Source organism: Campylobacter sp. P0103, from assembly GCF_002139545.1.
Classification (GTDB): domain Bacteria; phylum Campylobacterota; class Campylobacteria; order Campylobacterales; family Campylobacteraceae; genus Campylobacter; species Campylobacter devanensis.
On sequence record NZ_MJKG01000001.1, the window covers coordinates 111,735 to 136,669 of the forward strand.

A 24,935-nucleotide genomic window follows, 5' to 3' on the forward strand; every position below is an offset into this window, starting at 1 on the left:
TTATGTTAAATTTTTGGTTTTAAATTTAGTGCTTCCACTTCCACTTAAAAACTCATCGTTAGCAATATCTAGCTCACGATAAATCTGCTGACATGGTTTTAAAAGATCATTTAACTGTATATTTGTAAAATTTACTAAAATTTCGCTACTTTTTAGCTTTTTTAAATCTCTAGCTAAATTCTCATTAAATCCATTAAAATTAGCTCTATATTGGTTAAAAACTTTTGGAGTAGAGCAAAAAATAGAGCTAGTGATAATATCTAAATTTGGTATATCATCATCAAATTCTTCTACAATCTCGCCAATTCCACTTACATTTGCAGCTTTAAATTTGCTTACAAAAAATGCTACATCAGCACCAATTTTATGAGCTATTTGCATTAATTTTTTTTGTGAAATATTTAAATTTAATGTATCATTTACTAAGTGTAAAAAGGTTGCTGCATTACTGCTACCACCACCTAAGCCACCACCAACTGGAATATTTTTAATTAGACTTACTTGATGGAATTTAAAAAACTCTTCAAGCTGTTTGCTAAAACCAAGCGCTACTAAAGCATCATAAGCCTTAAAGATAATATTATCGCTAAATGGATTATCTATAATAAGACCATCGCTTATTCGTTTAACTAGTTCAACCTCATCATATAACCAATCACAAATAATAAATCTAGAGCTTAGTTCATGATAGTTCCCACGAAATCCAGTAATTTTTAAGAAAATATTAATCTTAGCAAAACTTCTCATTTAAATATCTTTTTGGCTAGAATTTCTAGCAAATTTTGCTTTGGCTCGCTAGCAACTGTGTTATTATCGGCAATCTCTCTTACTAACTCTTTGCGTAGAATTAAGATATCTTTTGGTGCTTGAATTGCTATTTTTACATTTTGTGTACCAATACCTAAAATTGTAATTTCGATATCATCTCCAATTTTGATTGATTCTGTAACTTTTCGTGTTAATATAAGCATTTTTCCATCCTATTTATCATATATTTTACTTCTTGATTTTCTATTTTAATTATGCTAAAAGTATCATCTAATTCAATTAGATACTCCCCATCGCTACTAGTTTCAAAATCACTACATTTAAGTTTTTTACCTAAAACTATATCTAAAATATCGCCTTTATAGCTATTTTTAGTTAAATTTAGATATTCTAATGGATTTAGTGGAGTTTCGTTTTGAAATTTAAATTTTCCTTCACTGATTCTTTCAAGCGCACTTAATGTACCTATTAATCCTAAATTTTTTGCTAGAATTTGTGCATAAGAGCGTATATATGACCCAGCTGAAACTGCTATATCAAATGTGATAAATGGGTGGCAATAGCTTATAAATTTAGTACTAAAAACTTCCATTTGACACTCTTTTAACTCAAATTCACTCCCAGCCCTAGCTAACTCATAAGCTCTTTTGCCATCAATTTTTTTAGCACTAAATTTTGGTGGTGTGTAGTTTATTTTGCCTTGAAGATTTTGTAAGGCGTTTTTTATCTGTGTTTCATCTAGAGTAGGTGGAAGGTGAATTTGGTTGATATTTTCATTATCTCCACTATTTGAACTAGCCCCTAGCCAAAGCGTAGCTCTATAAATTTTAGGTTCTAAGTTTAAGTAGTTAAAAAGTTTTGTATATGCCCCAAATGCTACAATCAAGCAACCACTCGCAAATGGATCTAAAATCCCAGAAAATCCAGCCTTTTTGACTCCATATTTTCGTTTAAGTATGCTTAAAAAGCGGTTTGATACCATACCTTTTGGCTTATACGCTACAAATAGCCTATTCATACAACCTTCTCTACAAAAGATGAGATAATATCTTTGATATTTCCACCAAAATTTATTTTTAGTTTAAATTCATTTTTGATTTTAGCCACCTCTACAACTCGCCCAATACCAAAAATTTTATGCTTGATTAGATCGCCTTTTTTAAACTCATTTTGGCTCTCTATCTTTAAAGAGCCTTCACAAAGGCCAGCTTCACTTAGAAATCTTGATCTATTTAGCCTTGATCTTTGGCCTTTGTAAAACCGTGAATTTGAGTATGATAAATTTAATCCCCTTTTAGCCCTAGTGATGGCTACATACGCTAGGCGTCTCTCTTCTTCTATATCGCTTCCATCGCCAAGAAGCGGGAAAAATCCCTCTTCAAGCCCAATTACAAATAGATGCTCAAACTCAAGCCCCTTGCTAGCATGCACACTCATAATAGATATAGCATCATCGCTAATTCTATCTTGCTCGCTCTCAAGCGCAAGCTCATTTAAAAACTCTTCTAAATCGAAATTCTCCGTATTTAATATATGATCTTTCAATAAAGCATAAAATTCATCAATATTTATAACCCTCTCAGCTCCATCAGGCAGACTCTCATAATATGCCTTTATCCCAAATATAGAGTCAAATCTACTTATCAAATCGTATGGTGCTAGAGTTGATAGCTCTTTTATATTGTTTGCTAGTTCAATTAATGTTTGGCTTAATTTCTTGCTCAATACATCCTCGCCAGCAATATATATCGCATTATATAAAGAAGTTTTGCTATCAAAGGCAAATTTCTCTAATTTAGCCAAGCTTACCTTGCCTAGACCCCGTTTTGGGCGATTGATAATGCGAGTTAGAGAGAAGTCATCATTTGGGTTTAAAATCAGCCTTAAATAGCTTATAATATCTTTGATTTCAGCCCTTTCATAGAATTTGACTCCGCCTACCATTTTATATGGAATTCTAGCTTTGTTTAACCCATCTTCTAAGCTTCTTGATAGAGCATTAACTCTATATAAAATAGCAATTTCGTTAGCCGATACGCCACTTGATAGGAGTTTATTTATCTTTGTAGCGATGTTTTTAGCTTCAGCATTTTCATCACTATGCTCTAAAATTTCTATAGGATTTTCATCTGCTAATTGACTGACTAGTCTCTTGCCAAGTCTTGTTCTATTGTGATCTATTAGCTCATTAGCAGCATTTAGTATAGATGGAGTAGAGCGGTAATTAGTCTCTAATTTGATTAGTTTGACGCTACTGAATTGATCTTTGAAATTCAAGATATTTTCTATCCTTGCACCTCTCCATCCATATATGCTTTGGTCATCATCGCCTACGACAACTAAATTTTGGTGATTATAGCAAAGCTGGCGAAGTAGTTTGTATTGTAAATCATTTGTATCTTGATACTCATCTACCATTATATACTTATATCTATCTGAAATTTGATCGCTCAAATCTGGATTTTTAGCCAAAATATTATAAGTCAAGCACAAAAGATCATCAAAATCAACTAAGTTATTACTCTTTAAATACTCTTCATATAATTTATAAGCTTTTGCTATTTTTTCGTAATTTGTCTTTGTGTATTGAGCGTCTAATTTGGAGCTATCCATAACAGCTTCAACGCTTAAAAGCATATTTTTGTATTTTGATATCTCATTTGCTACTATGGCGGTTTGGACTTCGCTCTCTATCTCTTTTATAATCTTTTTTTTATCATCAGTATCAATTATTATAAAGTTATTGCTTCTATCTAATTGATTTATATGAAATTTTAAAAATAATAGACCAAACTTATGAAATGTGCAAAGCAATGGATTTGTATTATAATTACCAAGCATAGCCATAGCACGCTGTTTCATAGTAGTGGCTGCTTTATTAGTAAATGTAAGCGTAAGAGTGTTTAGTGGATCTATGCCAACTTCACTTATTAAATAGGCTAGACGCGAAGTTATGGTTTTTGTTTTACCGCTTCCAGCTCCAGCTAAGATTAGCATTGGGCCATCTATATGGGTGGCGGCTATTTTTTGATTTTCATTAAGTGAATTTAATAAATTGTTCATAAATTACTCTTTTTTGTTAATAAAGCTAAGATTATATCAAATTTTAACTTAATAATAATACGTGTTACAAAAAGTTACAGATTAATTATTAAATATTAATATAAGTAAACATTATATAAAATTAAAATCTAGTTTAAGGATTAAATTAATAAAATTGAAAAAGTAAATTTACTAAAGGGGTTGTTTTGATAGATTTTAATAAAATATATACATTTATGACGATTGTTAAAGAAAAAAGTTTTTCAAAAGCTTCAGCCACTTTAGGCCTTTCTCAGCCAGCCGTTACTTTACAGATTAAAAAGCTTGAAGAAATGTTGCAAACTACGCTTTTAGTTAGGCGTAAAAATGGGATTGTTTTAACAAAAGAGGGGGATAGATTTTATAAATTATGTCTTAAATTTGAAGGAGCTATGTTTAGATTTAAAGAGGAAGCTCATAGAATAAAAGATGAGAAATTTAAAATCTCAGTTGCTACAAACTTACTTATAGCTCATGCTATTTTGCCATTTATGTTAGATAAAATTTGCAATGTTATAAATAGCGATTTAGATGTAAAAATAGCCGATACAAATAATGATCTAGTATCAAGTTTAATGGATAAAAGATGCGATATTATAATGACGCAAGAGAGATTATATAATGATCATTTGATATTTAAAAAGCTATTTGAGTATGAGATAATCTTAGTCTCAAATAAAGTCCCAAATCAAAAAATAACTCCAGCAAAGCTTAGTGAATTTAACTTTATCACAGATAGAACGAAGGCGTTTTTAAAAGGTTATTTTGAGCAATTTGGTGTAAATTATGATGATTTACACACTGTCTATACTCTTGATGGTGCTATAGCTACTAGGTGCGCAATGCTAAATAATAAATCTAGAGAGTATGTAGCGTTTTTGCCTAATTTTTTGGTGAAAAAATCAATTGCCAATGGCACTTTATTTCCAGTAGAAATTGAGGGTGTTAATATTATTCGTCCAGTATTTATAGCAGGACTCAAAGAGAATGAGTCCATACTAGAAAAGGTTAGTAAAATATCTATTGACCTTTAAAAATATCTCTATTTTTAGGGTTATTTAAAAATATCTGCTTTGAGCGCTCCTGTTTTGTTTTGGAGTCGCTTGGGCTATATGTAGCAAAATTTATTAATATAGGATTTTCATCTATACTAATTCTGATAATAGCACCAATTGGTATGTTTACTACGCTAGCAAAATTATCTGGCCCAAATCCAGCTTCAAATTTTATCTCGTCTTTAATAATTTCAACACTGCTTAGCGAATATCCAGCTAGACTAAATAAAATAACAGATGGATTAAAACTAGATTTGATCTCATCAGGCAATTCGGGATTAAAGCTTACAAATTTAGTATTTACTAAAATATCAAATGTAGCCCCTTTTTTTATCAAAAAATTTAATAAATCATAAACATTTCTATGCATCATAGATGCAAACTCACTATCTTTTAAAAACTCTTCAAGCATAAATTTACTCCCCTTGTATAAACTCATCTACCAAATTTGCTACTTGAGCAATTCCTACACTCCAAAACTTCTCATCATCAATATCAAATCCAAACATAGCGACAAGCTCTTTTGGACTCTTGCTACCGCCAAGAGATAAAAACTTAGTATATATCTCTATAAAATTTTCACATTTTCCACTTTTATATAGTCCAAAAAGAGCAAGCACTAAAAGCTGAGCGTATGAGTAGGCATAGCAATAAAATGGTGAGTGGATAAAATGCGGTATATAGCTCCACCAAATTTTATAATACTCATTTAATTCTAAAGAGTCGCCAAACATCTTTTTAGACTCTTCTAGCCAAATTTGATTTAGCTCATCGCTACTTATTTCGCCATCATAAGCATGAACTCGTCTTTCAAATGTAGTAAAATTAATCTGTCTATAAAGTGTAGCAAAAATATCTTCTATTTTGCCAGCTAGTAGGGCAGTTTTTTGCTCTTTTGGTAGAGTGTTTTTAATATATTCAAAAACCAACATCTCACAAAATACTGAAGCTGTCTCAGCAGTAGTAAGTGGAGTATGTGAGTTAAGATAGCCTACTTCATAGCTAAGATATTGATGTATGCTATGGCCTAGTTCATGTGCTAAAGTAAAAAGATCACGCCTTCTACCTGTGAAATTTAAAAGTACAAATGGATGCACATCGCTACTAGCAGAGTGAGAAAATGCTCCAGCTTGTTTATTTTTATCTGGATATACATCGCACCAATTCTCATTAAAAGCTCTCTTGGCCAAAGTGCCAAAAAGTGGATTAAAACTATTAAAAGCATCAATTACAATCTCTTTAGCCTCTTCATAACTTATCTGTTCATCGCCACCAAGAGGTGCGTATCTATCATAATCATATAGTTTATCATAACCTAATATTTGACGCTTTTTATTATAAAATTTAGCCACTAGATCAAAGCTATTTTCACTAGCTTTTATTAGCGCATCTACGCTAGCTTTTTCTATTTGATTGCTTAGGTGTCTACTTGATTCACCTAGCTCATATCCGCGTAACTCACAGCTATTTTTTAGATCTGTTTTTATCATATTATATATGTATGTTAGTAGGTGTTGCATCGGCTCTAAACCTTTGCTTAGTGAGTATGCAGCATCTTTTCTAACGCTTCTATCATCGCTACTAAGCTTAGATAAAATCTCCTCTTCTTTTAAGCTTTGCCCACGAAACTCAAATCTAGCTCTAGCCATACTCTCATCAAACAATCTGCTAAATGCACTAGCACCAGTATTTGCAGTTCTTAGTAAAATTCTCTCTTCTAAAAAACTCAACTGATGAGCTTTATTTTTAGCTAGATTTTCTAAGTAGTAGCTAAATTTAGGATTTATGGCTATAAAGCTAGATTGTCTATCTTTATCAAGCTCATTAAATTCAATCTCAAAAAATAGAATTTGCTCTTCAATCTTAGTACAAATCTCTTCATATTTAGCCAAAAACGCCCCTTGGCTTGTATCTTTGGCAAATTTTAAATACGCATAGCTCATTATCTTGCCAATATCAGCTAAAATTTGCTCATATTCACTTATTGCAGTTTTAAATTCATTAGGCTTTAATGAGTTTAGATTTTTATTAAATTTAGAATTAAACTCATTGGCATTTTTTTGTAAATTTAAACAAAATGTATCTAGCTCATCGCTACTAGCAAAAAATTTAGATAGATCCCATATCATATCATACTCCCTTAGTGTTATTTAATGCAATAGCAGTAAATAAAACATCTGTAGAGCTATTTAATGCAGTCTCTACTGAATCTTGAATCACTCCAATAATAAATCCTATAGCTACAACCTGTATAGCTATATCATTGCTAATTCCAAATAATGAACATGCCAATGGAATAAGCATAAGCGAGCCACCAGTTACACCGCTAGTACCACATGCTCCAATTGCTGCTATAATGCTAAGTAATAAGGCATTCCAAAATCCAACTTCAATCCCTAAAGTATAAACTGCACTAAGAGAAAGCACAGCTATGGTAACAGCTGCACCGGCCATATTGATAGTAGCTCCAAGAGGTATAGAGATAGAGTATAGGTCTTCATTTAGTTCTAATTTTTTACATAAATTCATATTTACAGGAATATTTGCAGCACTACTTCTGGTAAAAAACGCCGTAATAGCACTCTCTTTTATACATGTCATTATAAGTGGATATGGATTTTTTCTAATAACTATAAAAGCAATAACAGCATTTATCACAAAAGCCACAAATAGCATAGTCCCTACAAGAACAAATAAAAGCTTTGCATATCCACCAAGTGCGGCAAATCCAGTCTGAGCTACGCTGATGCTTACAAGACCAAAAATACCAAATGGCGCTAGACGAATTACAAATTTAACTATTCTTGTAATTGCTTCACTAATATCTTTAAATACTTTTTTTGTTTCATTGCTACAATGTCTAAGAGCCAAACCAGTTGCAATAGCCCAAGCTAAAATCCCAATATAATTACCAGTTGCAATAGCATTTAGTGGATTATCTACAATCTTATATACTAAATCTTTTAATACCACTGCTATATTACTAGGTGCTGTGCTCATAGCTACAGATGTATTTTGTAACACTAAAGTAGTAGGAAATATAAAGCTAACACACACAGCAGCCAAAGAGGCTAAAAATGTGCCAATTAGATATAATATTATCACATTTTTCATTCCATTAGTACGGCCAAATTCTCTAAGTACTATAGAGGCGCTTACTAACACAAATACTAAAACAGGCGCCACAGCTTTTAGCGCACCTACAAAAAGAGAGCCTAAGATCGCTGCTAAATCAGTTAAATTTAGAGCAAATGAATTACCACTATGAGCTATAAATCCTAAAATCCCACCAAAAACAATACCAACTAAAATTTGAATTATCAAATTCCCATCTTTATATCGCTGAGCAATATGTCTAATCATTAAAATCCTTTTTAATTAATAAAAACTAATATTATATTTGAAATTTAATTAAATTTGGCTTTACAAAACTTTAAAAAATACACTAAATTTTTAACTTAATTTTATATTGTTCTAAATACAATAAGCTACAAATTATTTTATATTTGTCGTATTATTTATATTGTTAATTATTTGAATATAGATTAACCTCATATTTAAATCTATGAAAAAGATATCCAAACCATTGCTACTATTAAATTTAGGGTATAGAATTAATATATAATTTACAAAAATTATGCTAGAATTGCGCCCAAAAATCAAATATAATAAGGAAAAATATGTATCTATTTACAAGTGAAGTTGTAAGCCCAGGACATCCAGATAAGTGCGCTGATATCATAGCTGATAGCATTGTTGATGCGATACTTTCACAAGATTCAAAAGCAAGAGTAGCTAGTGAGGTTTTTGTCGCTGGAAAGCATATTATAATTGGAGGCGAAGTCAACTCAAGTGTAAATTTAAGCCACCAAGAGTACAGATCTATAGTAAAATCAGCTTTAGCAAAAATCGGTTATAATGGTAATCCGCACTTTAGCAAAGCTCAATGTCTCCATCCAGATGATATTGAGGTAGATGTATTTTTAAACCAGCAAAGCCCAGATATCAATCAAGGCGTAGATCAAAGCAGTGGTGAAATTGGTGCTGGAGATCAAGGAATTATGTTTGGTTTTGCATCAAATGAGACAAGCAATTTTATGCCAGCAGCGATAACTTACGCAAGAGTGCTTTGTGATAAAGTCTATGAATACGCTCTTAAAAACCCTGATAAATTAGGCGTAGATATAAAGACTCAAGTTACAATAGACTATGGCACAAAATCAAATTTTGAAAATTGCAAACCAGAAAAAATCCACACAATAGTAGTCTCAGCCCCAAGCGTTGAAAGCTTAAAAATAGAAGAGGTAAGAGCCTTAATCCAAAGCTTAATAGACGACGCCGGACTACCAAAAGAGCTTTATGATAAAGATAAAACCATAATCTATATAAATCCAACAGGTAGATATGTAAATCATAGCTCACTTCATGATAGCGGTCTAACAGGTAGAAAATTAATAGTAGATAGCTTTGGTGGATACTCGCCAATAGGTGGTGGCGCACAAAGTAGTAAGGATTATACAAAAGTAGATAGAAGCGGTCTATATGCTGCTAGATGGATAGCTAAAAATATAGTCGCAGCAGGTCTTGCTAAAAAGTGTATAGTCCAGCTAAGTTACGCTATAGGTGTGGCAAAACCTGTTAGCGTAAGCGTGGATTGTATGGGTACAAATATAAATAGTGATGATGATAAATTATCTGAGTTTGTACATGATAAATTTGCCCTAACTCCAAAATGGATAACAGATAAATTTGGCCTAGATAAACCTAGCAAAGATACATTTTTATACGCTGATGTAGCAGCTAAAGGGCAGGTTGGCGATCCTAGTTATCCATGGGAGCAGCTAGATGCTATAGAGTTATTCCAGCAAATTTAAATCTATGAAAAATCTCTTATATATTTTTTTATTCTTTGGGATTTTGTGCTTTGGTGGTGTGCTAGATCCCAAAGATGCTTTTAAGCTTAATATTAGCGGAGATAATCAAAGTGGTATAATAGCTAAATTTGATATTGCAGATGGTGTATATTTATATCAAGATAAAATCAAGATAATGCTAGATAATAACGATATCACAAGACTTTTAAATATTCCTAAGGCGATAAAATATGAGGGCTATGATATTTATAGGAATTTAGAGATTTTTATCCCAGCAGGAATTGTGTTGGGTAAAAATAGCTTTAATCTTGATATCTATTACCAAGGTTGCAGCGATAGTGGCTTTTGTTATCAACCATTAAAGGATGGCTTTGGAGTTGAATTTGACTCAAGTGGTAGCGTTATATCTAGTAGATATCTAGTAGATTCTACAAACAAAACAAATTTAGCTACTAGAAATGATGAAGAATTAGTTAGCTTATCTAAAGATATAGCATCAGGCCAAAATTTGTCTAATCAAAAAACTCAAAATGAGCAGTCACAAATAGCTATAAATTTAGCAAACAATTCCATCTTTTGGGCAATATCAACATTTTTTATATACGGCGTTTTGCTATCTCTTACCCCATGTATTTTTCCAATGATTCCAATTCTCTCAGGCTTGATTGTCGCTAAAGGGGCTAAAAGTGCCAAAAGTGGCTTTATAATCAGCCTTATATATGTATTAGCTATGAGTGTTACATATGCTATAGCTGGAGTATTAGCAAGCTCTTTGGGTGCTAGTGTCCAAGGAATGCTTCAAACTCCAGTAGTACTGATTGGTTTTAGTATTGTTTTTATTGTATTAGCACTTTCAATGTTTGGACTTTTTGAGATAGAAATACCAAAATCATTACAAGCTTACCTAAATACTAAAAGTTCTAAATTTAGCGGAATGGGTGGTGTTATTTTTATGGGCGTAGCATCAGCTTTAATAGTAGGACCATGCGTGGCAGCACCGTTAGCTGGAGCGTTACTTTATATCGCAAATAGCGGGGATATTGTTATTGGCGGATTATCTTTATTTGTAATGAGTTTAGGTATGGGGCTTCCACTTTTAGCTATTGGGCTTGGTGGAGGTAGGGTTTTACCAAAGCCAGGCGAGTGGATGGTAAAAATTAAGATTATATTTGGCTTTATTATGCTTGCGATGGCACTTTGGATTATTTCACCAGTAATTGGCGATGAAATTTCGTTGCTAGGGCAGGGCGTTTTAGGTGTTATTTTAGCTGTGATTTTTGGTGCGTTTGAAAATGCTAGCAGTATAATTCAACGTGCAATAAAAGGAGTAATGCTTATAATCTTTGCTATTAGTATGGTGATAGTTATTGATTTTAGTGTGAGTAAATTTGGATCAAATTTAAAATCAAGTTTGCTAATTACGCAAGATAAAAGTAATATTAATTTTAAATATGTAACCAATTTAAAAGAGCTAAAAGAGATTATAAAATCTAGTCAAAAGCCAATTTTGATAGATTTTTGGGCGAGTTGGTGTGTTAATTGTAAAGAGCTTGAAAGTGATGTTTTGACCCAAAGCGATGTGGCTAAGAAGCTTAATGAGTTTATACTAATAAAGATTGATTTAAGCCAATCAAGCCCAGAAAATGAGGAGCTAATGAGAGAGTATCAAATTTATGGACCTCCAGTTTTATTAATATATAATAATGGTGAGCTAAAATCTCAAATTACTGGATTAATTAGTCCTAATGAGTTACTACAAAGGCTAAATCAAATTTAAGGCAAATTAAATGATAAAGGTGTTAATAGTGATGTTTTTGGCAACTTCGATGGCGATGGCTAAATATATTTCTGTAGATATTGATAAGAGTGTAATGAGTGATAATAGTATACAGATTATCGATATTAGAACTTCAAATGAGTGGAAGCAGGGCGTTTTAAAGGGTGCCATTTTAGTAAATTTAACTAATAACAATGGTGAATTTAATGAGAAATTTCTAGAAAATATCAAGGAGAAAATCGATCCAAATAAGAAAATTGCTATAATTTGTCGAAGTGGAGTACGTAGTCTAAGAGCCTCTGAATTGCTAGTTCAAAATGGCTATAAAGATGTGATAAATCTCTCTGGTGGTATGATACTAGCATCGCAAAAAGGATTAGATATAGTAAAACCATGAATGATAAAGTAAAGCGAGTTAAATACCTACGTGGGCTTGAAAAATTTGCTAAATTAGTTATAAGAAATCTAAAGCGTGATGACTATGATAGTATTAAATTTCGCACGCTAGTAGAAAAAAATGCAGAAATTTTAGTTAAAATAGAGCCAGTTTATCTTGATCAACCATATGCAAAATCACTTTGTGAATTTGTAAATTTAGTCATTGCCATAGATGATAAGGCGATGCTTTTAAAGGCTGCTAATTCACTCCAAAAGCTCAAAAATTCAAAAAGCTATAAAAAAGATAAGCATAAAGGTCAAATTTATGAGTAAAGTTATAATTTTTGATATGGATGGAACGCTAATTAATAGCACGCAAGCTATTTGTGAGACTATTAATTATATGCGCTTAGGGTTAAATTTAACTCCGCTTAGTTATAGTTATATTATCGAAGTTATCAACAATCCGGCAAAAAACTATATGATAGAGTTTTATGGTGTTGATAAAATCAGTAATAATATGATGAAAATCTTTGAAGATGAGTATCAAAAAAATTACTTTTTACATGCTAAAGTATATGATGAGGCTATGGCAGTTATGGAGTATTGCGAGGATAAAAATTATGCTATGGCAGTAGCATCTAATGCACCTAATTCTAGTCTAGAGATAATCTTAAAAAATACTAAAATTCTAGATAAATTTAAGATGATTATAGGTGCTAGTAATAAAGTTCCATGCAAGCCAGCCCCTAATATGTTAAATTTGATTATGGATAGCCTTGGTAAACGAGCTATTTTTATTGGTGATAGTTATAAGGATTCTATGGCGGCTAAAAACGCAAATATAAAATATATAAATGTAACTTGGGGTAGAGATATCCAAATTTTAGGTGAGATAAATTGTAAAAACGCTAACGAAGTTATAAAAAACATAGGCTAACTGTGTAAATTCGATACATTTAGAAATTTTATTTAACTAAAATTCATATTTTTAAACTTTATGATTAAAATTTAATGCTATAATCAAAGAATTTTAATTAAAGGTAAAAATATGAAAAAGCTAAATGGCTCGCAAATGATAAGCGAAGCGCTAAAACACGAAGGTGTTAGCGTTGTTTTTGGTTATCCTGGTGGCGCAGCATTAAATATCTATGATGAGACATATAAACAAGAGTATTTCACCCATATTTTAACTCGCCACGAACAAGCAGCCCTACATGCAGCCGATGGTTACGCAAGAGTTAGTGGCGAAGTCGGCGTGGCATTTGTAACTAGCGGCCCAGGATTTACAAACGCTATAACCGGTCTAGCTACGGCGTATGCTGACTCCATCCCATTAGTTTTAATTAGCGGTCAAGTTGGCCTACCATTAATCGGAACAGACGCATTTCAAGAGATTGACGCCGTAGGTATATCAAGGCCTTGCGTGAAGCATAATTTTTTAGTCAAAAGCATTGAAGAGTTGCCACTTATCTTAAAACAAGCTTTTTATATAGCAAGAAGTGGCCGCCCAGGCCCAGTCCATGTAGATATACCTAAGGATGTAACGGCTGCTATTGGCGATTTTGAGTATCCTAGCGAGATAAAGATGAAAACATATAAGCCAACCACAAAAGGCCATCCAAATCAGATTAAAAAGGCCTGTGAAGCCATCATGGCATCCAAAAAACCAATAGCCTATATAGGCGGTGGCGCTGTAAGTAGCGGGGCTAGTGATGAGATTAGAGAATTTATCCAAAAGACCCAAATTCCAGCAGTAGAGACTCTAATGGCACTTGGAGTTTTAACCCCTGTTAATCCTTTAAATTTAGCTATGGTTGGTATGCATGGTAGCTACGCTGCCAATATGGCATTAAGCGAGGCTGATCTGATCATCTGTCTTGGGGCTAGATTTGATGATAGAGTTACAGGCAAACTAAGCGAATTTGCCAAAAATGCCAAAATCATACATATAGATATAGACCCAAGTAGCATTGGTAAAATTGTCAAAGTAGATTATCCTATTGTTGGCGATTTGAAAAATGTAATGATAGAATTAAATGAGAAGATAAATTTAAATGGCGATGAATTTAGCGCTTGGAGAGATCAGATCGAAATTTACAAAAAGCTTCACCCGCTTAATTATAAAGATAGCGATGAAGTCTTAAAGCCTCAATGGGTAATAGAAAAAATGGGAGAAATTTTGCCAAAAGAGAGCATAATCGCCACAGATGTCGGCCAACACCAGATGTGGGTTGCGCAATTTTTCCCATTTAATCGCCCTAGACAGCTACTTACAAGTGGCGGTTTAGGCACTATGGGATATGGGCTTCCAGCTGCGATGGGGGCTGCTTGGGCTAGTGATGCGCCTGTTATTGCTGTTAGCGGTGATGGTGGATTTTTGATGAATATCCAAGAGCTAATGACCTTAGTAGCGAATAAAAAACGAGTGATAAATATCATCTTAAATAATAATTTCTTAGGTATGGTGCGTCAGTGGCAAACATTTTTTTACGATGAGAGATACTCTAATACCGATCTTAGCATTCAGCCTGATTTTGTCAAAATTTGTGAAGGTTTTGGTGGTAAGGGATTTGTAGCTACTACAAAGAGCGAATTTGAATCTGCTTTAAATGCCGCTTTAGAGTGTGAGTGCGTGAGTGTGATTGAGGTTAAAATAGATAGATTTGAAAATGTCTTGCCTATGGTGCCAGCCGGTGCGGCTATTTATAATATGATATTGGAGTGAGAATGAGAAGGGTTATTTCTGCAATTGTATTAAATGAACACGGGGTTTTAAGCCGTATAGTTGGGCTATTTTCAGGGCGTGGGTACAATATAGACTCTTTGACTGTAGCTCCTGTGCCAGAGAGTGAATTTTCTAGGGTTACGATCACCACAAGTGGCGATGCTAGAGTATTTGAGCAGATAGTTAAGCAACTTCACAAACTCATACCAACTTATAAAGTTATAGATGATAGTGGCGAATATGTAGAAAAAGAGATGGCGCTTATCAAAATTTCGCTAAATGAGGATTTTAGCGGACTTGATGCGATATTAAAATCATATAACGCTATAGTAGCTAACGCAAATGAACAATACATAATAGTAATGGGCTGTGATAACTCTGCTAGAATTGATTGTTTTATTAAAGTTATGAAAAAATATAACCCAATACAAATAGTTCGAAGCGGCTCAGTAATGATGGAAGTATGATGAAATTAAGTCAAATTTACTCTATTTTGGGATTAGAATTTAACGGTGATGATATCGAGATTGTCTCTCTTAGCTCCTTAGCGTTAGCTCAAAGGGCTCAAATGAGCTATTGCGATTCACCTAAAAATACAAAATATCTAGCTGATTGTAAGGCTGGTGCTGTGCTAGTGAGTAAAGATATGGTGGATATGGTAAAGAGTAGGGCGGTTGTGGTAGAAAATCCCCATCTTGCTTTTGCTATCTTATCAAAATACTTCTCAAAGCCATTGATTAGAGAATTCAAACCATCAAATATAGATGAGAGCGTAACTATAATGCCAAATGCCTATATAGGAAGTGGCGTAACTATCGGCAAAAATAGCCTAATAATGCCCGGAGTATATATAGGTGATAATGTAACAATCGGCAGTGATTGTATAATCCACCCAAATGTTACAATCTACGCTGATAGCGTAATAGGCAATGAGTGTATAATTAACGCAAATTCAGTCATCGGTAGCGATGGTTTTGGCTACGCACATACCAAAACTGGCGAACACATTAAGATATATCACAATGGATGGGTAATCTTAGAAGATTGTGTAGAAATTGGCGCTTGTACCACGATAGATAGGGGAGTTTTTGAGCCGACAATTGTGCGTAAATACTCAAAAATTGATAACCTAGTCCAAATAGGCCATAATTGTGAAATCGGCTATGGCAGTATCTTGGTCTCTCAAGTTGGTTTAGCAGGTAGCACAAAGCTTGGTCGCAATGTGATAATGGGCGGTCAAAGCGGAACCGCAGGGCATCTAAGCATAGGTGATTTTGCTAAGATTGCTGGGCGTGGCGCTGTATCAAAGAGTATTGAAGGCTATAAAGAGTATGGCGGATATCCACTTATGGAGCTTAAAGAGTGGTTTAAAACACAGGCTAGATTCTTGCGTGAATTTGGTAGCAAAAAATAGCAAAAAAGGTAAAATATGGAAAATAAGGATCAATTTATAAATCGTGAATTATCTTGGCTTAGGTTTAATTCTAGAGTTTTAGCACAATGTAGCAAGGATCTTCCACTACTTGAAAAACTTAAATTTATAGCGATTTACTGTACGAATTTGGATGAATTTTATATGATCAGAATCGCAGGACTTAAACAGTTATTTGCTGCTGGTATCGTAGTAAGCGGTAGCGATGAGATGACTCCACTAGATCAGTTAAGAGAGATTAGAAAATACCTAAAAGATGAACAAGAGGTACTAGAAAATTACTATAAAGATACAGTTAGCAAGCTTGCAGGACATGGATTATTTATCCAAAATTATGAAGAGTTAAGTGACGAGGTAAAATCTAGAGCAGATGAATATTTTTTCTCAAATATTTTACCTGTTATTGTGCCAATTGCTGTTGATCCTACACATCCATTTCCGCATCTTAATAACCTTAGCTTTGCTTTGGCAGTTAAACTTTGTGATGATGCTCACCCTGAGATTATTAAGTTTGGTATGATCAGAATTAGTAGAGTTTTACCTAGATTTTATTATGCTGGTGATGGAATTTATGTGCCAATTGAGAGTATAGTTCATAGGCACGCTGAAGAGATATTTCCGGGTTATAGATTGCTTAGTAGCTGTGCGTTTAGGGTTACTAGAAATGCTGATATGGTAATTGAAGAAGAAGAAGCCGATGATTTTATGATGATTTTAGAGCAGGGGCTTAAGCTTCGTAGAAAAGGGGCATTTGTTAGACTTCAAATAGATTCCGGATGCGATCCTGAGATTTTAGATTTTCTAAATTTACATATGAAAATCTTTTATAAAGATATCTATGAATATAATATTCCACTAACACTTGGAGCGCTTTGGCAAATTATTGGGGATAAGGAATTTTCTCATTTACTACTTCCGCCATACACACCAAAGACTTTACCGCCATTTGGGCAAAATATTTCTATGTTTGATGCTATCGATAAAGAAGATGTGTTATTATTTCATCCATATGAGAGTTTTGATCCTGTTACGCAGTTTATTAGAGAGGCAGCTAAAGATCCAAAGGTTATATCAATTAGAATGACCTTATATAGAGTGGAGAAAAACTCAGCTATAATTCAAGCATTAATAGATGCTGCTAATGAAGGCAAGCAAGTTACTGTAATGGTTGAATTAAAAGCGAGATTTGATGAGGAAAATAACCTTCATTGGGCAAAAGCACTAGAAAATGCTGGTGCACATGTAATATATGGTATTACAGGGTTTAAGGTGCATGCAAAGGTTAGTCAAGTTATTCGTCAAGTAGGGGATAAGCTAAATTTCTACATTCATTTAGGTACCGGTAATTATAATGGTAGTAGTGCTAAGATTTATACCGATGTAAGCTACTTTACCTCTAGAGCCGATGTAGCAAAAGATACCACAACATTTTTTCATATTTTATCAGGCTTTAGTAAAAATCGCCGCTTAAATGGATTGTCAATGTCGCCAATGCAGATTAAAGAGCGTGTGATTGCAATGATTAAAAACGAAGCCAAAATGGGTAGCGAGGGCAGAATCATAGCTAAGATGAATGCGCTAGTAGATAGCGATGTAATAAAGGCGCTATATGAAGCTAGCAACGCTGGTGTACAGATAAATTTAATAATACGCGGTATTTGCTGTTTGCGCCCTGGTGTGCCTGGAATGAGTCAAAATATCAAGGTTAGATCGATAATCGGTAAATACCTTGAACACGCTAGAATATTTTATTTTAAACACGCTAATCCTAAATTCTATATCAGTAGCGCTGATTGGATGCCAAGAAATCTTGAGCGTAGATTAGAGTTGATGACTCCAATTACTGATCCGGTATCTCAAGGTAAATTGAGTGAAATACTACGCTTGCAAGTTCAAGATAATGAGTTGGCATTTGAGCTAGGTAGTGATGGGGAGTATCATAGTATAATAAAATCTGAAGGCGAAAAAGTAGTAAATAATCAAGAGTTTTTTGAAGGTTATCTAAATAAAATTTTCAAAACAATGAAAAAATCTAGCGACCAAGACAAAGTTCAAATTCTAGCCTCAAAACTATTTAAAGAGAGTTAATAGCCCTTGCTTTATCAGGGCTATTTCAGCTAGTATTTATAAGATTTTTGCTAAAATTCCCGCCAAATTTTAAATTTTTTAAGGATATAAAGGCTATGAGCTGTCCCATGCGTACTTGCTTACCGTGCTATTTCTAAAGCTTTAAATAGTGATAAATTTACATTTTTAGCTAGATTACAGCTTTCATTTGTTAATGCTATATCCTATTTGGCTTTTGTGGTCACTTTTCCAGTGCATTGCAATTGTATATTTAAGCGAAAAACACGTATAACTCTATTAAAGCTAAAAAATTTCTATTGTAGTGATTTTAGTCAATTTTATAGATTTCATGGACTTCAACCGCCACTTGTTTTGTTTGAAATGTGCCATTCATACAGCCAGATCAAATAAATTTAAAAATATATAAAAGGATAATAAAATGTCAAAAAGTTTCGTAACAGGATTTCCAAGAATTGGCGAGCAAAGAGAGCTTAAATTTGCTCTTGAGAGTTTTTGGGCTGGTAAAACTAGCTTTGGTGAAGTAGAAAAAGTAGCTACTGAGTTAAAAAAACGCCATTGGAATTATCAAATAGATGCAAAAGTAGATTTAATTAGCGTAAATGATTTTTCATATTATGATTTAATGCTTGATAATATTGTAACTTTTGGTGCGATTCCTCTGCGCTTTGCTGGACTTAGCGGCTATGATTTATACTTCTCAATGGCTAGAGGAAATGCAAATAGCGTAGCTATGGAGATGACAAAATGGTTTAACACAAACTATCATTATATAGTTCCTGAACTTAGTCGCGATGTTAAATTTAATCTAGATAGCAGCAAGATTGTTGCTGAATATAAAGAGGCAAAAGAAGCTGGTGTAAAAAATGCAAAAATAAATTTAATTGGCCCTATAACATTCTTAGCTCTTAGTAAAACAACAGATGGTAGCAATGCGCTTGATCATTTAGATGCTTTAAGTAGTGAGTATGTAAAGCTAATTGCTGAACTTTCAAAGCTTGATAATGAGATTATTATTCAAATAGATGAACCAATTTTTGTAACAGATAGAGCAGCTGAGCTAGCTAGCAAAATTGTACCTATCTATGACACGCTTGCAAGTGTTGCAGATAATGTTAAAATCATATTTATGACATATTTTGAGCATGCAAATGAAGCTGTAGCTCAAGTAGTAAAGAGTAAAATTTGGGCTATAGGTTTGGATTTTGTCCATGCAGCTTGTCAAGAAGAGGCTCTAAAACTACTATCAAATAGCGATAAAGTGCTTTTTGCTGGATTAATAGATGGTAGAAATGTATGGGTAAGCAATCTAGATGCTAAAGCTGAAATTGTAAATAAAATCAAAGCATTTATCCCAGATGAACGCCTATATATCGGTACTTCATGCTCACTTCTACATGTGCCATATACTTTAAAATATGAAGAGAATTTAAGTATAAAAGAGTGGTTAGCCTTTGGCGTTGAGAAGCTTACAGAGCTTAGACTTCTAAAAAAATTGGTAAATGGTGGTGATTTTTGTGAGATTGGTAGCTCATTGATTGAGGCTAATCGCTCAGCAGTCGCTTCAAGAAAAACTTCAGAGTTAATCAATGATATAAATGTTCAAAATAGAGTAAAATCTCTAACTAAATTTGATAGAGATACAGCATATGAAGAGCGTATTAAAATTCAAAAAGAGGCTTTTAATCTACCTGATCTTCCAACTACAACAATTGGTAGCTTCCCTCAAACTCCAGAGCTTCGCCAAGTCCGCAACGCATATAAAAAATCTCTAATGACAAAAGAGTCTTATGAGAGCGAAATCAAAAAATATATTGATGATTGTATCAAATTCCAAGAAGAGTGTGGATTGGATGTATTAGTCCATGGTGAGCCTGAGAGAAATGATATGGTTGAGTATTTTGGCGAACAGCTAAAAGGCTACGCATTTAGTGCTAATGGTTGGGTTCAAAGCTATGGTAGTAGATGCGTTAAGCCACCACTTCTTTTTGGTGATGTAAGCCGCCCAGCGCCTATGACAGTTGATTGGATTACATATGCTCAAAGTCGCACATCAAAAATAATGAAAGGTATGCTAACAGGCCCTGTAACTATCCTAAATTGGAGCTTTGTAAGAGATGATAAACCAAGAAGTGAAATTGCTAAAGAGCTTGCACTTTGTATATATGATGAGATAGATGACTTGCAAAAAGCTGGTATTAAAATAATCCAAGTTGATGAAGCAGCATTTAAAGAGGGATATCCACTTCGTAAAGAAAATATCCCAGCATATGAAAAATTCGCCGTTGATTGCTTTAAATTAAGCGTTAGCGTAGCAAAAGCATCTACGCAGATTCACACACATATGTGCTATTCTGAATTTAACGATATTATTAAAACAATAGAAGCAATGGATGCCGATGTAATTAGCATTGAAACAGCAAGAAGTGGTAATGAACTTCTAAAAATCTTTAAATCTGTAGGCTATAAACAAGAAGTAGGCCCAGGTGTCTATGACATCCATAGTCCTAGAATTCCTACAGTTGAAGAGATTGCTGCACAGATCAATGCCTTATTAGAAGTTTTACCTATATCTCAACTATGGATTAATCCAGATTGTGGGCTAAAAACTCGCAAATGGCCAGAGGTAAAACCAAGCCTAGAAAATATGGTAAAAGCAGTCAAAATCATTCGTATGAGTTAATTTATTTATAGAGCTAACTTCGGTTGGCTCTCTTAAGTAAATTTGGAGTCATATGCTAAAAGATAAGATAAAACAAGGAAAATCTGGAATTGTTCTATATGGTCTTACACCGCCTAAGATTAGCTTAAGTCATGATGAGGCTAAAGAGATAGCACTTAGACAACTTAGTAGGCTTGATGGTATAAAGATAGATGGTCTTGTAATATACGACCTTCAAGATGAGAGTAATCGCAACTCTAGCAATAGAACATTTGAGTTTGTCCGTACAATAAAGCCTGAAATTTATGCTAAAGATTATTTGCAAAATCGATATGAAGCTGTGATATATAAAGCAGTTGGGAATTATGATAGAGATGAATTTAAGGATTTTTTGCTTACTTATAATAGTGCTATAAGCGTATTTGTGGGCGCAAGTTCAGCCAACGATACCCCAAAACTAAGCCTAAATGAAGCCTATAAAATGAAAAAGGAAATAGCTAGCAATTTAACACTTGGTGGTATATGCATTCCTGAGAGACACACTAAAAAACACGATGAAGATTTGCGTGTGGCATCTAAGCGTGTTAAGGGTTGCGAGTTTTTTATCACACAGGCTGTTTATGATATTGAAACAGCTAAGAAATTTTTAGATGATTTTGCCGCCTTAGGAATCAAAAATACTCCAATTATATTCACATTTACACCGTGTGGTAATATAAAGACTTTTGAATTTATGCAGTGGCTTGGTATTTCAGTTAGCGAGTTATCACGACATAGGATTTTTGATAGTGATGATGCACTAGAGAGCTCAGTCAAGCTTAGCCTTGATATGTTTGAGTTTTTATATAAATATGGCTTAGCTAAGGGCGTAAGTGTAGGGGCAAATATTGAGAGCATTTCTACTAGAAAGGTTGAGATCAATGCTTCGATTAGGTTATTAAAAGGGATAATTGCAATTATAGAAAATCATTCATTAGAAAATACAAAGAGTAAAATTCAAAGCGCTTCTAAATTTGATGAATAAATAATTTTTTTAAGATAGATATTATATAAAATCATTTAAATTTATTGGATGATTTTATATAATCTAATATTAATATTTAGTTTTGATGTTGTCTTATATTATAAGCTATTATGTAAAAAAGTATTTAATCTAATATAGCTTAAACTTTAATTTTAGCGATGTTTGAGAGTATTTTTAGCAAAATCAAAATAATAGCTTTTGTTTTACATTTTTTACATTCTTTTTTTATAGATTTTACAAACTTTAAAAAAATGTTTAAATGTTGATTAAACGGCTTTTAATTTTTTTTAATTCTCTTAATAATAAGATATATTATTAAAAAATTTATTAAGGAATTTATAATGAAAATAGAAGTTGAAAAAGGTGATTTGTCATATGCAAATGAGATGAATATGACTTTAGTATTTCCAGAGAGCTTTACTGCTTCGGACTTTAATATGTTTTTTACTTCGATAAAAGCTTATAGAAATAAACAAATATTATCATTAGAAGTAAATAAAACAGCTAAAGAATTTTTATTTAGTTTTAGTAGATACTTATATTTTAATCTACATGAATTTTGTGCTATTAAAAGCAAGTATTCAAAATCTGTTTTTAGAATACTTATTCAGTTTAAAAATGTAAAATCAAATTTTAAAGGTGAAAAAGAATTAACCTTGACTAAAAAACAATTTAGAAATTTATTATCTATTCCAATTAATTTTCTTAAAAGTAGTCAGATTTTAAAGTTATAGTATAAAATCACCCTTGAGCTTTGCCCAAGGGTGGTATGTTAGCAAGAATATACAGTTTTAAACTCAAATGGAGTAGGGCGTTGCTCATATGGCCATACTTGAGTCTCAAATTTATAGTGTTGATAAGTCTCTATAAAGTGTTCTGTCATAATCGCACTTAGATATTTATTGTCACGGATTACGGCTTCTAAGCTTCCTCTTAAAGTATGTGGTAATTGCTCAATTCCACGCTCTCTAATTTCATCAAGAGTTAGCTCAAATAGATCCTCATCCATTGGTCCTACTGGCTCAATTTTATTTTTGATACCATCAAGTCCTGCCATTAACATAGCTGCAAATGCTAGATATGGACAAGCGGTGCTATCAGGAAATCTAAACTCAGCTCTTACACTCTTTTCACCAGAGCCGTAAGGAATCCTACAACTAGCACTTCTATTTTGGCAAGAGTATGTAAGAATGCTTGGTGCTTCAAAGCCAGGAATTAATCTTTTGTAGCTATTTGTGCTTGGATTAGTAAATGCAGCTACACTTCTAGCATGTCTTAATACGCCACCGATATACCATCTAGCCATATCGCTTAAATTTGCGTATGTTCCAGCTTTATAGAATAGATTTTTGCCATCTTTCCATATACTTTGATGGACATGCATACCACTACCATTGTCGCCATATAGAGGTTTTGGCATAAATGTAGCCGTTTTGCCATTTAAATGAGCTACCATTTTGACTATATATTTGTAAATTTGCACATTATCAGCAGCCTCTACTAATGTCCCAAATTTAACGCCGATTTCGCCTTGGCCTTGAGCAACTTCATGATGAACAACAAAGGTTTCAAGACCAACTTGCTCCAATACATTTACCATTTCAGCCCTTAAATCCACCATTGAGTCAATCGGCTGAACTGGATAGTATCCACCTTGCGCTCTTGGGCGGTGGCCGCTATTATAACCATCTTTATAGTCTTTAGCATCATTCCATTCGCCTTCTTCGGTATCTACTTCATACATTGCGCAGTTTTGTTTGTCTATAATCCTGACATTATCAAAGACAAAAAACTCATTTTCAGGCCCGAAATACGCTACATCACCGATTCCGCTCTCTTTTAAGTGTTGCATAGCCTTTTTAGCAATTGAGCGAGGGCACTTCTCATATAGATCATTTTTATAAATATCATAAACATCGCATATTACAATGATAGTTGTATCAGCAGTAAATGGATCTAAAAACGCAGTCTCAACATCAGGTATAAGCATCATATCTGATTTATGTATAGGCTGCCACGCATCAATTGAGCTACCATCAAATGGAATCCCATTAAAAGAATCTTTATTAATTGCTTTTATATTATATGATACATGGTGCCATGTTCCTTTAAGATCAGTAAAGCGAAAATCTACAAATTTAACTTCATTTTCATCACAATATTCAAAAAATTCATCAACGCTATTAACAAATCTACCCATAGGCAAACTCCTTGAAAAATTAAAATTTTGAAATTATAGCATAAAATATCAATTTTAATTTTAAATTTATATTGAAATCCATACTATTTTAAATTTTTATCATCTTTTTATCACGATTTTGATATATCGCAACCTCATTATAGCCAAATTTTTTAGCTTTTTGTATAGTTTTATCCATATTTAAACCAACTTGCTCTACAGAGTGCGCATCGCTTGAAAGAGTGATATCAATCCCCATTTGAGCCATCATCTCTAATATCTCATCTCCGGGGTAAATTTCGCCTACTGGTTTGCGAAGACCAGCACTATTTAGTTCTACTGTCATACCGCTTTTTTTGATCTCATTTAAAGCATCTTTAGCGATAATTCTTATATCTGTTTTTGGCTTATAGTTAAATACCTTGATAAGATCAATATGACCAACAATATCAAATTTGCCAAATTTTGCCATCATTTTAATAGCGTCAAAATAATCAATATAAATTTGATCAATATCTCTATTTTTATATTCGCCTATAAACTCAGGATTATCAAATCCCCAACCATTTAAAAAATGTACCGAACCAATTAGATAATCTACATTAGCATTTAAGACTCTATCATCTATAAATCCAGGTAAATAATCAACCTCATAACCAAATAATATCTCCATTTTGCCTTTAAATTCAGTCTTTAAAATATCAATTGTCTCTTTATAGTCATCCATATCCTTAAAGCTCATTCTATATTTTTGATCAAAATTCATTGGTGCATGGTCGCTAAATCCATAATATTTACACCCTTGATTAAAAGCAGCTTTGGCATAATCTATTGGAGTACCTGTTGCGTGATTGCATAGTGGAGTATGATTGTGTAGATCTACGATCATGAA

22 protein-coding genes are annotated in these 24,935 nt (G+C 33.2%); 13 read left to right on the plus strand and 9 right to left on the minus strand.

Features of this window, described 5'->3' with window-relative positions; genetic code table 11:
* From CIGNP103_RS00570 to CIGNP103_RS00585, 4 genes are read right to left on the minus strand one after another with little or no spacing between them, the layout of a single operon-like run.
* Window positions 1–747 (minus strand): 4-(cytidine 5'-diphospho)-2-C-methyl-D-erythritol kinase, encoded by a 747-nt coding sequence (locus tag CIGNP103_RS00570; protein ID WP_086233175.1) that lies wholly within the window; start codon window positions 745–747, stop codon window positions 1–3.
* Entirely contained in the window at window positions 744–971 is a 228-nt protein-coding gene (gene csrA / locus CIGNP103_RS00575; RefSeq protein WP_086224540.1) for a carbon storage regulator CsrA, read from the minus strand. The genes CIGNP103_RS00570 and csrA overlap by 4 nt, the downstream gene beginning before the upstream one ends.
* Window positions 959–1,786, minus strand: coding sequence for a tRNA pseudouridine(55) synthase TruB (truB, locus tag CIGNP103_RS00580; protein WP_086268400.1), 828 nt, complete (start codon window positions 1,784–1,786; stop codon window positions 959–961). The genes csrA and truB overlap by 13 nt, the downstream gene beginning before the upstream one ends.
* Window positions 1,783–3,831 carry an ATP-dependent helicase gene (locus CIGNP103_RS00585; RefSeq protein ID WP_086268401.1) on the minus strand — a complete coding sequence of 683 codons (2,049 nt, stop codon included), beginning with the start codon at window positions 3,829–3,831 and terminating at the stop codon, window positions 1,783–1,785. The genes truB and CIGNP103_RS00585 overlap by 4 nt, the downstream gene beginning before the upstream one ends.
* 185 nt (window positions 3,832–4,016) lie before the next feature.
* Between CIGNP103_RS00585 and CIGNP103_RS00590 the strand changes: the two genes are divergently transcribed.
* On the plus strand, window positions 4,017–4,883 hold the full coding sequence (locus CIGNP103_RS00590; protein ID WP_236846210.1) for a LysR family transcriptional regulator: 867 nt from the start codon (window positions 4,017–4,019) through the stop codon (window positions 4,881–4,883).
* Here CIGNP103_RS00590 and CIGNP103_RS00595 read toward each other — a convergent pair.
* The 3 genes from CIGNP103_RS00595 to sstT are packed head-to-tail and all read right to left on the minus strand — an operon-like array spanning window position 4,870 to window position 8,267.
* Complete coding sequence (locus tag CIGNP103_RS00595) at window positions 4,870–5,343, minus strand: hypothetical protein (RefSeq protein ID WP_236847401.1); 474 nt, start codon at window positions 5,341–5,343, stop codon at window positions 4,870–4,872. The two genes, CIGNP103_RS00590 and CIGNP103_RS00595, sit on opposite strands and share 14 nt — an antisense overlap.
* On the minus strand, window positions 5,321–7,033 hold the full coding sequence (locus CIGNP103_RS00600) for a M3 family oligoendopeptidase (RefSeq protein WP_086268402.1): 1,713 nt from the start codon (window positions 7,031–7,033) through the stop codon (window positions 5,321–5,323). Before CIGNP103_RS00600 ends, CIGNP103_RS00595 begins: the two co-directional genes overlap by 23 nt.
* A 1-nt stretch (window position 7,034) precedes the next feature.
* Window positions 7,035–8,267 (minus strand): serine/threonine transporter SstT, encoded by a 1,233-nt coding sequence (gene sstT, locus CIGNP103_RS00605; protein ID WP_086268403.1) that lies wholly within the window; start codon window positions 8,265–8,267, stop codon window positions 7,035–7,037.
* Window positions 8,268–8,584: 317 nt separating this feature from the next.
* Between sstT and metK the strand changes: the two genes are divergently transcribed.
* From metK to CIGNP103_RS00665, 12 genes are all read left to right on the plus strand, one after another.
* Window positions 8,585–9,778 (plus strand): methionine adenosyltransferase, encoded by a 1,194-nt coding sequence (gene metK, locus CIGNP103_RS00610; RefSeq protein ID WP_086244610.1) that lies wholly within the window; start codon window positions 8,585–8,587, stop codon window positions 9,776–9,778.
* Window positions 9,779–9,782: 4 nt separating this feature from the next.
* On the plus strand, window positions 9,783–11,555 hold the full coding sequence (gene dsbD / locus CIGNP103_RS00615) for a protein-disulfide reductase DsbD (protein ID WP_086243689.1): 1,773 nt from the start codon (window positions 9,783–9,785) through the stop codon (window positions 11,553–11,555).
* Window positions 11,556–11,565: 10 nt separating this feature from the next.
* Complete coding sequence (locus CIGNP103_RS00620; RefSeq protein ID WP_086267814.1) at window positions 11,566–11,952, plus strand: rhodanese-like domain-containing protein; 387 nt, start codon at window positions 11,566–11,568, stop codon at window positions 11,950–11,952.
* Window positions 11,949–12,266, plus strand: coding sequence for a hypothetical protein (locus CIGNP103_RS00625; RefSeq protein ID WP_086268404.1), 318 nt, complete (start codon window positions 11,949–11,951; stop codon window positions 12,264–12,266). The genes CIGNP103_RS00620 and CIGNP103_RS00625 overlap by 4 nt, the downstream gene beginning before the upstream one ends.
* The gene (locus CIGNP103_RS00630) at window positions 12,259–12,873 is read left to right on the plus strand and encodes an HAD family hydrolase (RefSeq protein ID WP_086268405.1); all 615 of its coding nucleotides are present in this window, start codon (window positions 12,259–12,261) and stop codon (window positions 12,871–12,873) included. Before CIGNP103_RS00625 ends, CIGNP103_RS00630 begins: the two co-directional genes overlap by 8 nt.
* 111 nt (window positions 12,874–12,984) lie before the next feature.
* Entirely contained in the window at window positions 12,985–14,661 is a 1,677-nt protein-coding gene (locus tag CIGNP103_RS00635; protein ID WP_086268406.1) for an acetolactate synthase large subunit, read from the plus strand.
* 2 nt (window positions 14,662–14,663) lie between these two features.
* Complete coding sequence (ilvN, locus tag CIGNP103_RS00640; RefSeq protein ID WP_086224528.1) at window positions 14,664–15,128, plus strand: acetolactate synthase small subunit; 465 nt, start codon at window positions 14,664–14,666, stop codon at window positions 15,126–15,128.
* Complete coding sequence (gene lpxD / locus CIGNP103_RS00645; RefSeq protein WP_086244614.1) at window positions 15,128–16,075, plus strand: UDP-3-O-(3-hydroxymyristoyl)glucosamine N-acyltransferase; 948 nt, start codon at window positions 15,128–15,130, stop codon at window positions 16,073–16,075. The genes ilvN and lpxD overlap by 1 nt, the downstream gene beginning before the upstream one ends.
* Before the next feature lie 15 nt (window positions 16,076–16,090).
* The gene (locus CIGNP103_RS00650) at window positions 16,091–18,181 is read left to right on the plus strand and encodes an RNA degradosome polyphosphate kinase (RefSeq protein WP_086241311.1); all 2,091 of its coding nucleotides are present in this window, start codon (window positions 16,091–16,093) and stop codon (window positions 18,179–18,181) included.
* Window positions 18,182–18,599: 418 nt separating this feature from the next.
* Window positions 18,600–20,861: a 5-methyltetrahydropteroyltriglutamate--homocysteine S-methyltransferase gene (gene metE / locus CIGNP103_RS00655; RefSeq protein WP_086268407.1), complete on the plus strand. Its 2,262-nt coding sequence runs from the start codon at window positions 18,600–18,602 to the stop codon at window positions 20,859–20,861.
* A 52-nt stretch (window positions 20,862–20,913) separates the two neighbouring features.
* Window positions 20,914–21,864 (plus strand): methylenetetrahydrofolate reductase, encoded by a 951-nt coding sequence (locus tag CIGNP103_RS00660; protein ID WP_141031695.1) that lies wholly within the window; start codon window positions 20,914–20,916, stop codon window positions 21,862–21,864.
* Between the two features lie 341 nt (window positions 21,865–22,205).
* Entirely contained in the window at window positions 22,206–22,598 is a 393-nt protein-coding gene (locus CIGNP103_RS00665) for a replication initiation protein (RefSeq protein ID WP_086241309.1), read from the plus strand.
* A gap of 38 nt (window positions 22,599–22,636) precedes the next feature.
* Here CIGNP103_RS00665 and glnA read toward each other — a convergent pair whose 3' ends face one another.
* Both glnA and CIGNP103_RS00675 read right to left on the minus strand, forming a co-directional pair.
* Complete coding sequence (glnA, locus tag CIGNP103_RS00670) at window positions 22,637–24,064, minus strand: type I glutamate--ammonia ligase (RefSeq protein WP_086224523.1); 1,428 nt, start codon at window positions 24,062–24,064, stop codon at window positions 22,637–22,639.
* An 88-nt stretch (window positions 24,065–24,152) separates the two neighbouring features.
* On the minus strand, window positions 24,153–24,932 hold the full coding sequence (locus CIGNP103_RS00675; RefSeq protein WP_086241307.1) for a histidinol-phosphatase: 780 nt from the start codon (window positions 24,930–24,932) through the stop codon (window positions 24,153–24,155).
* Window positions 24,933–24,935: the final 3 nt, after the last annotated feature.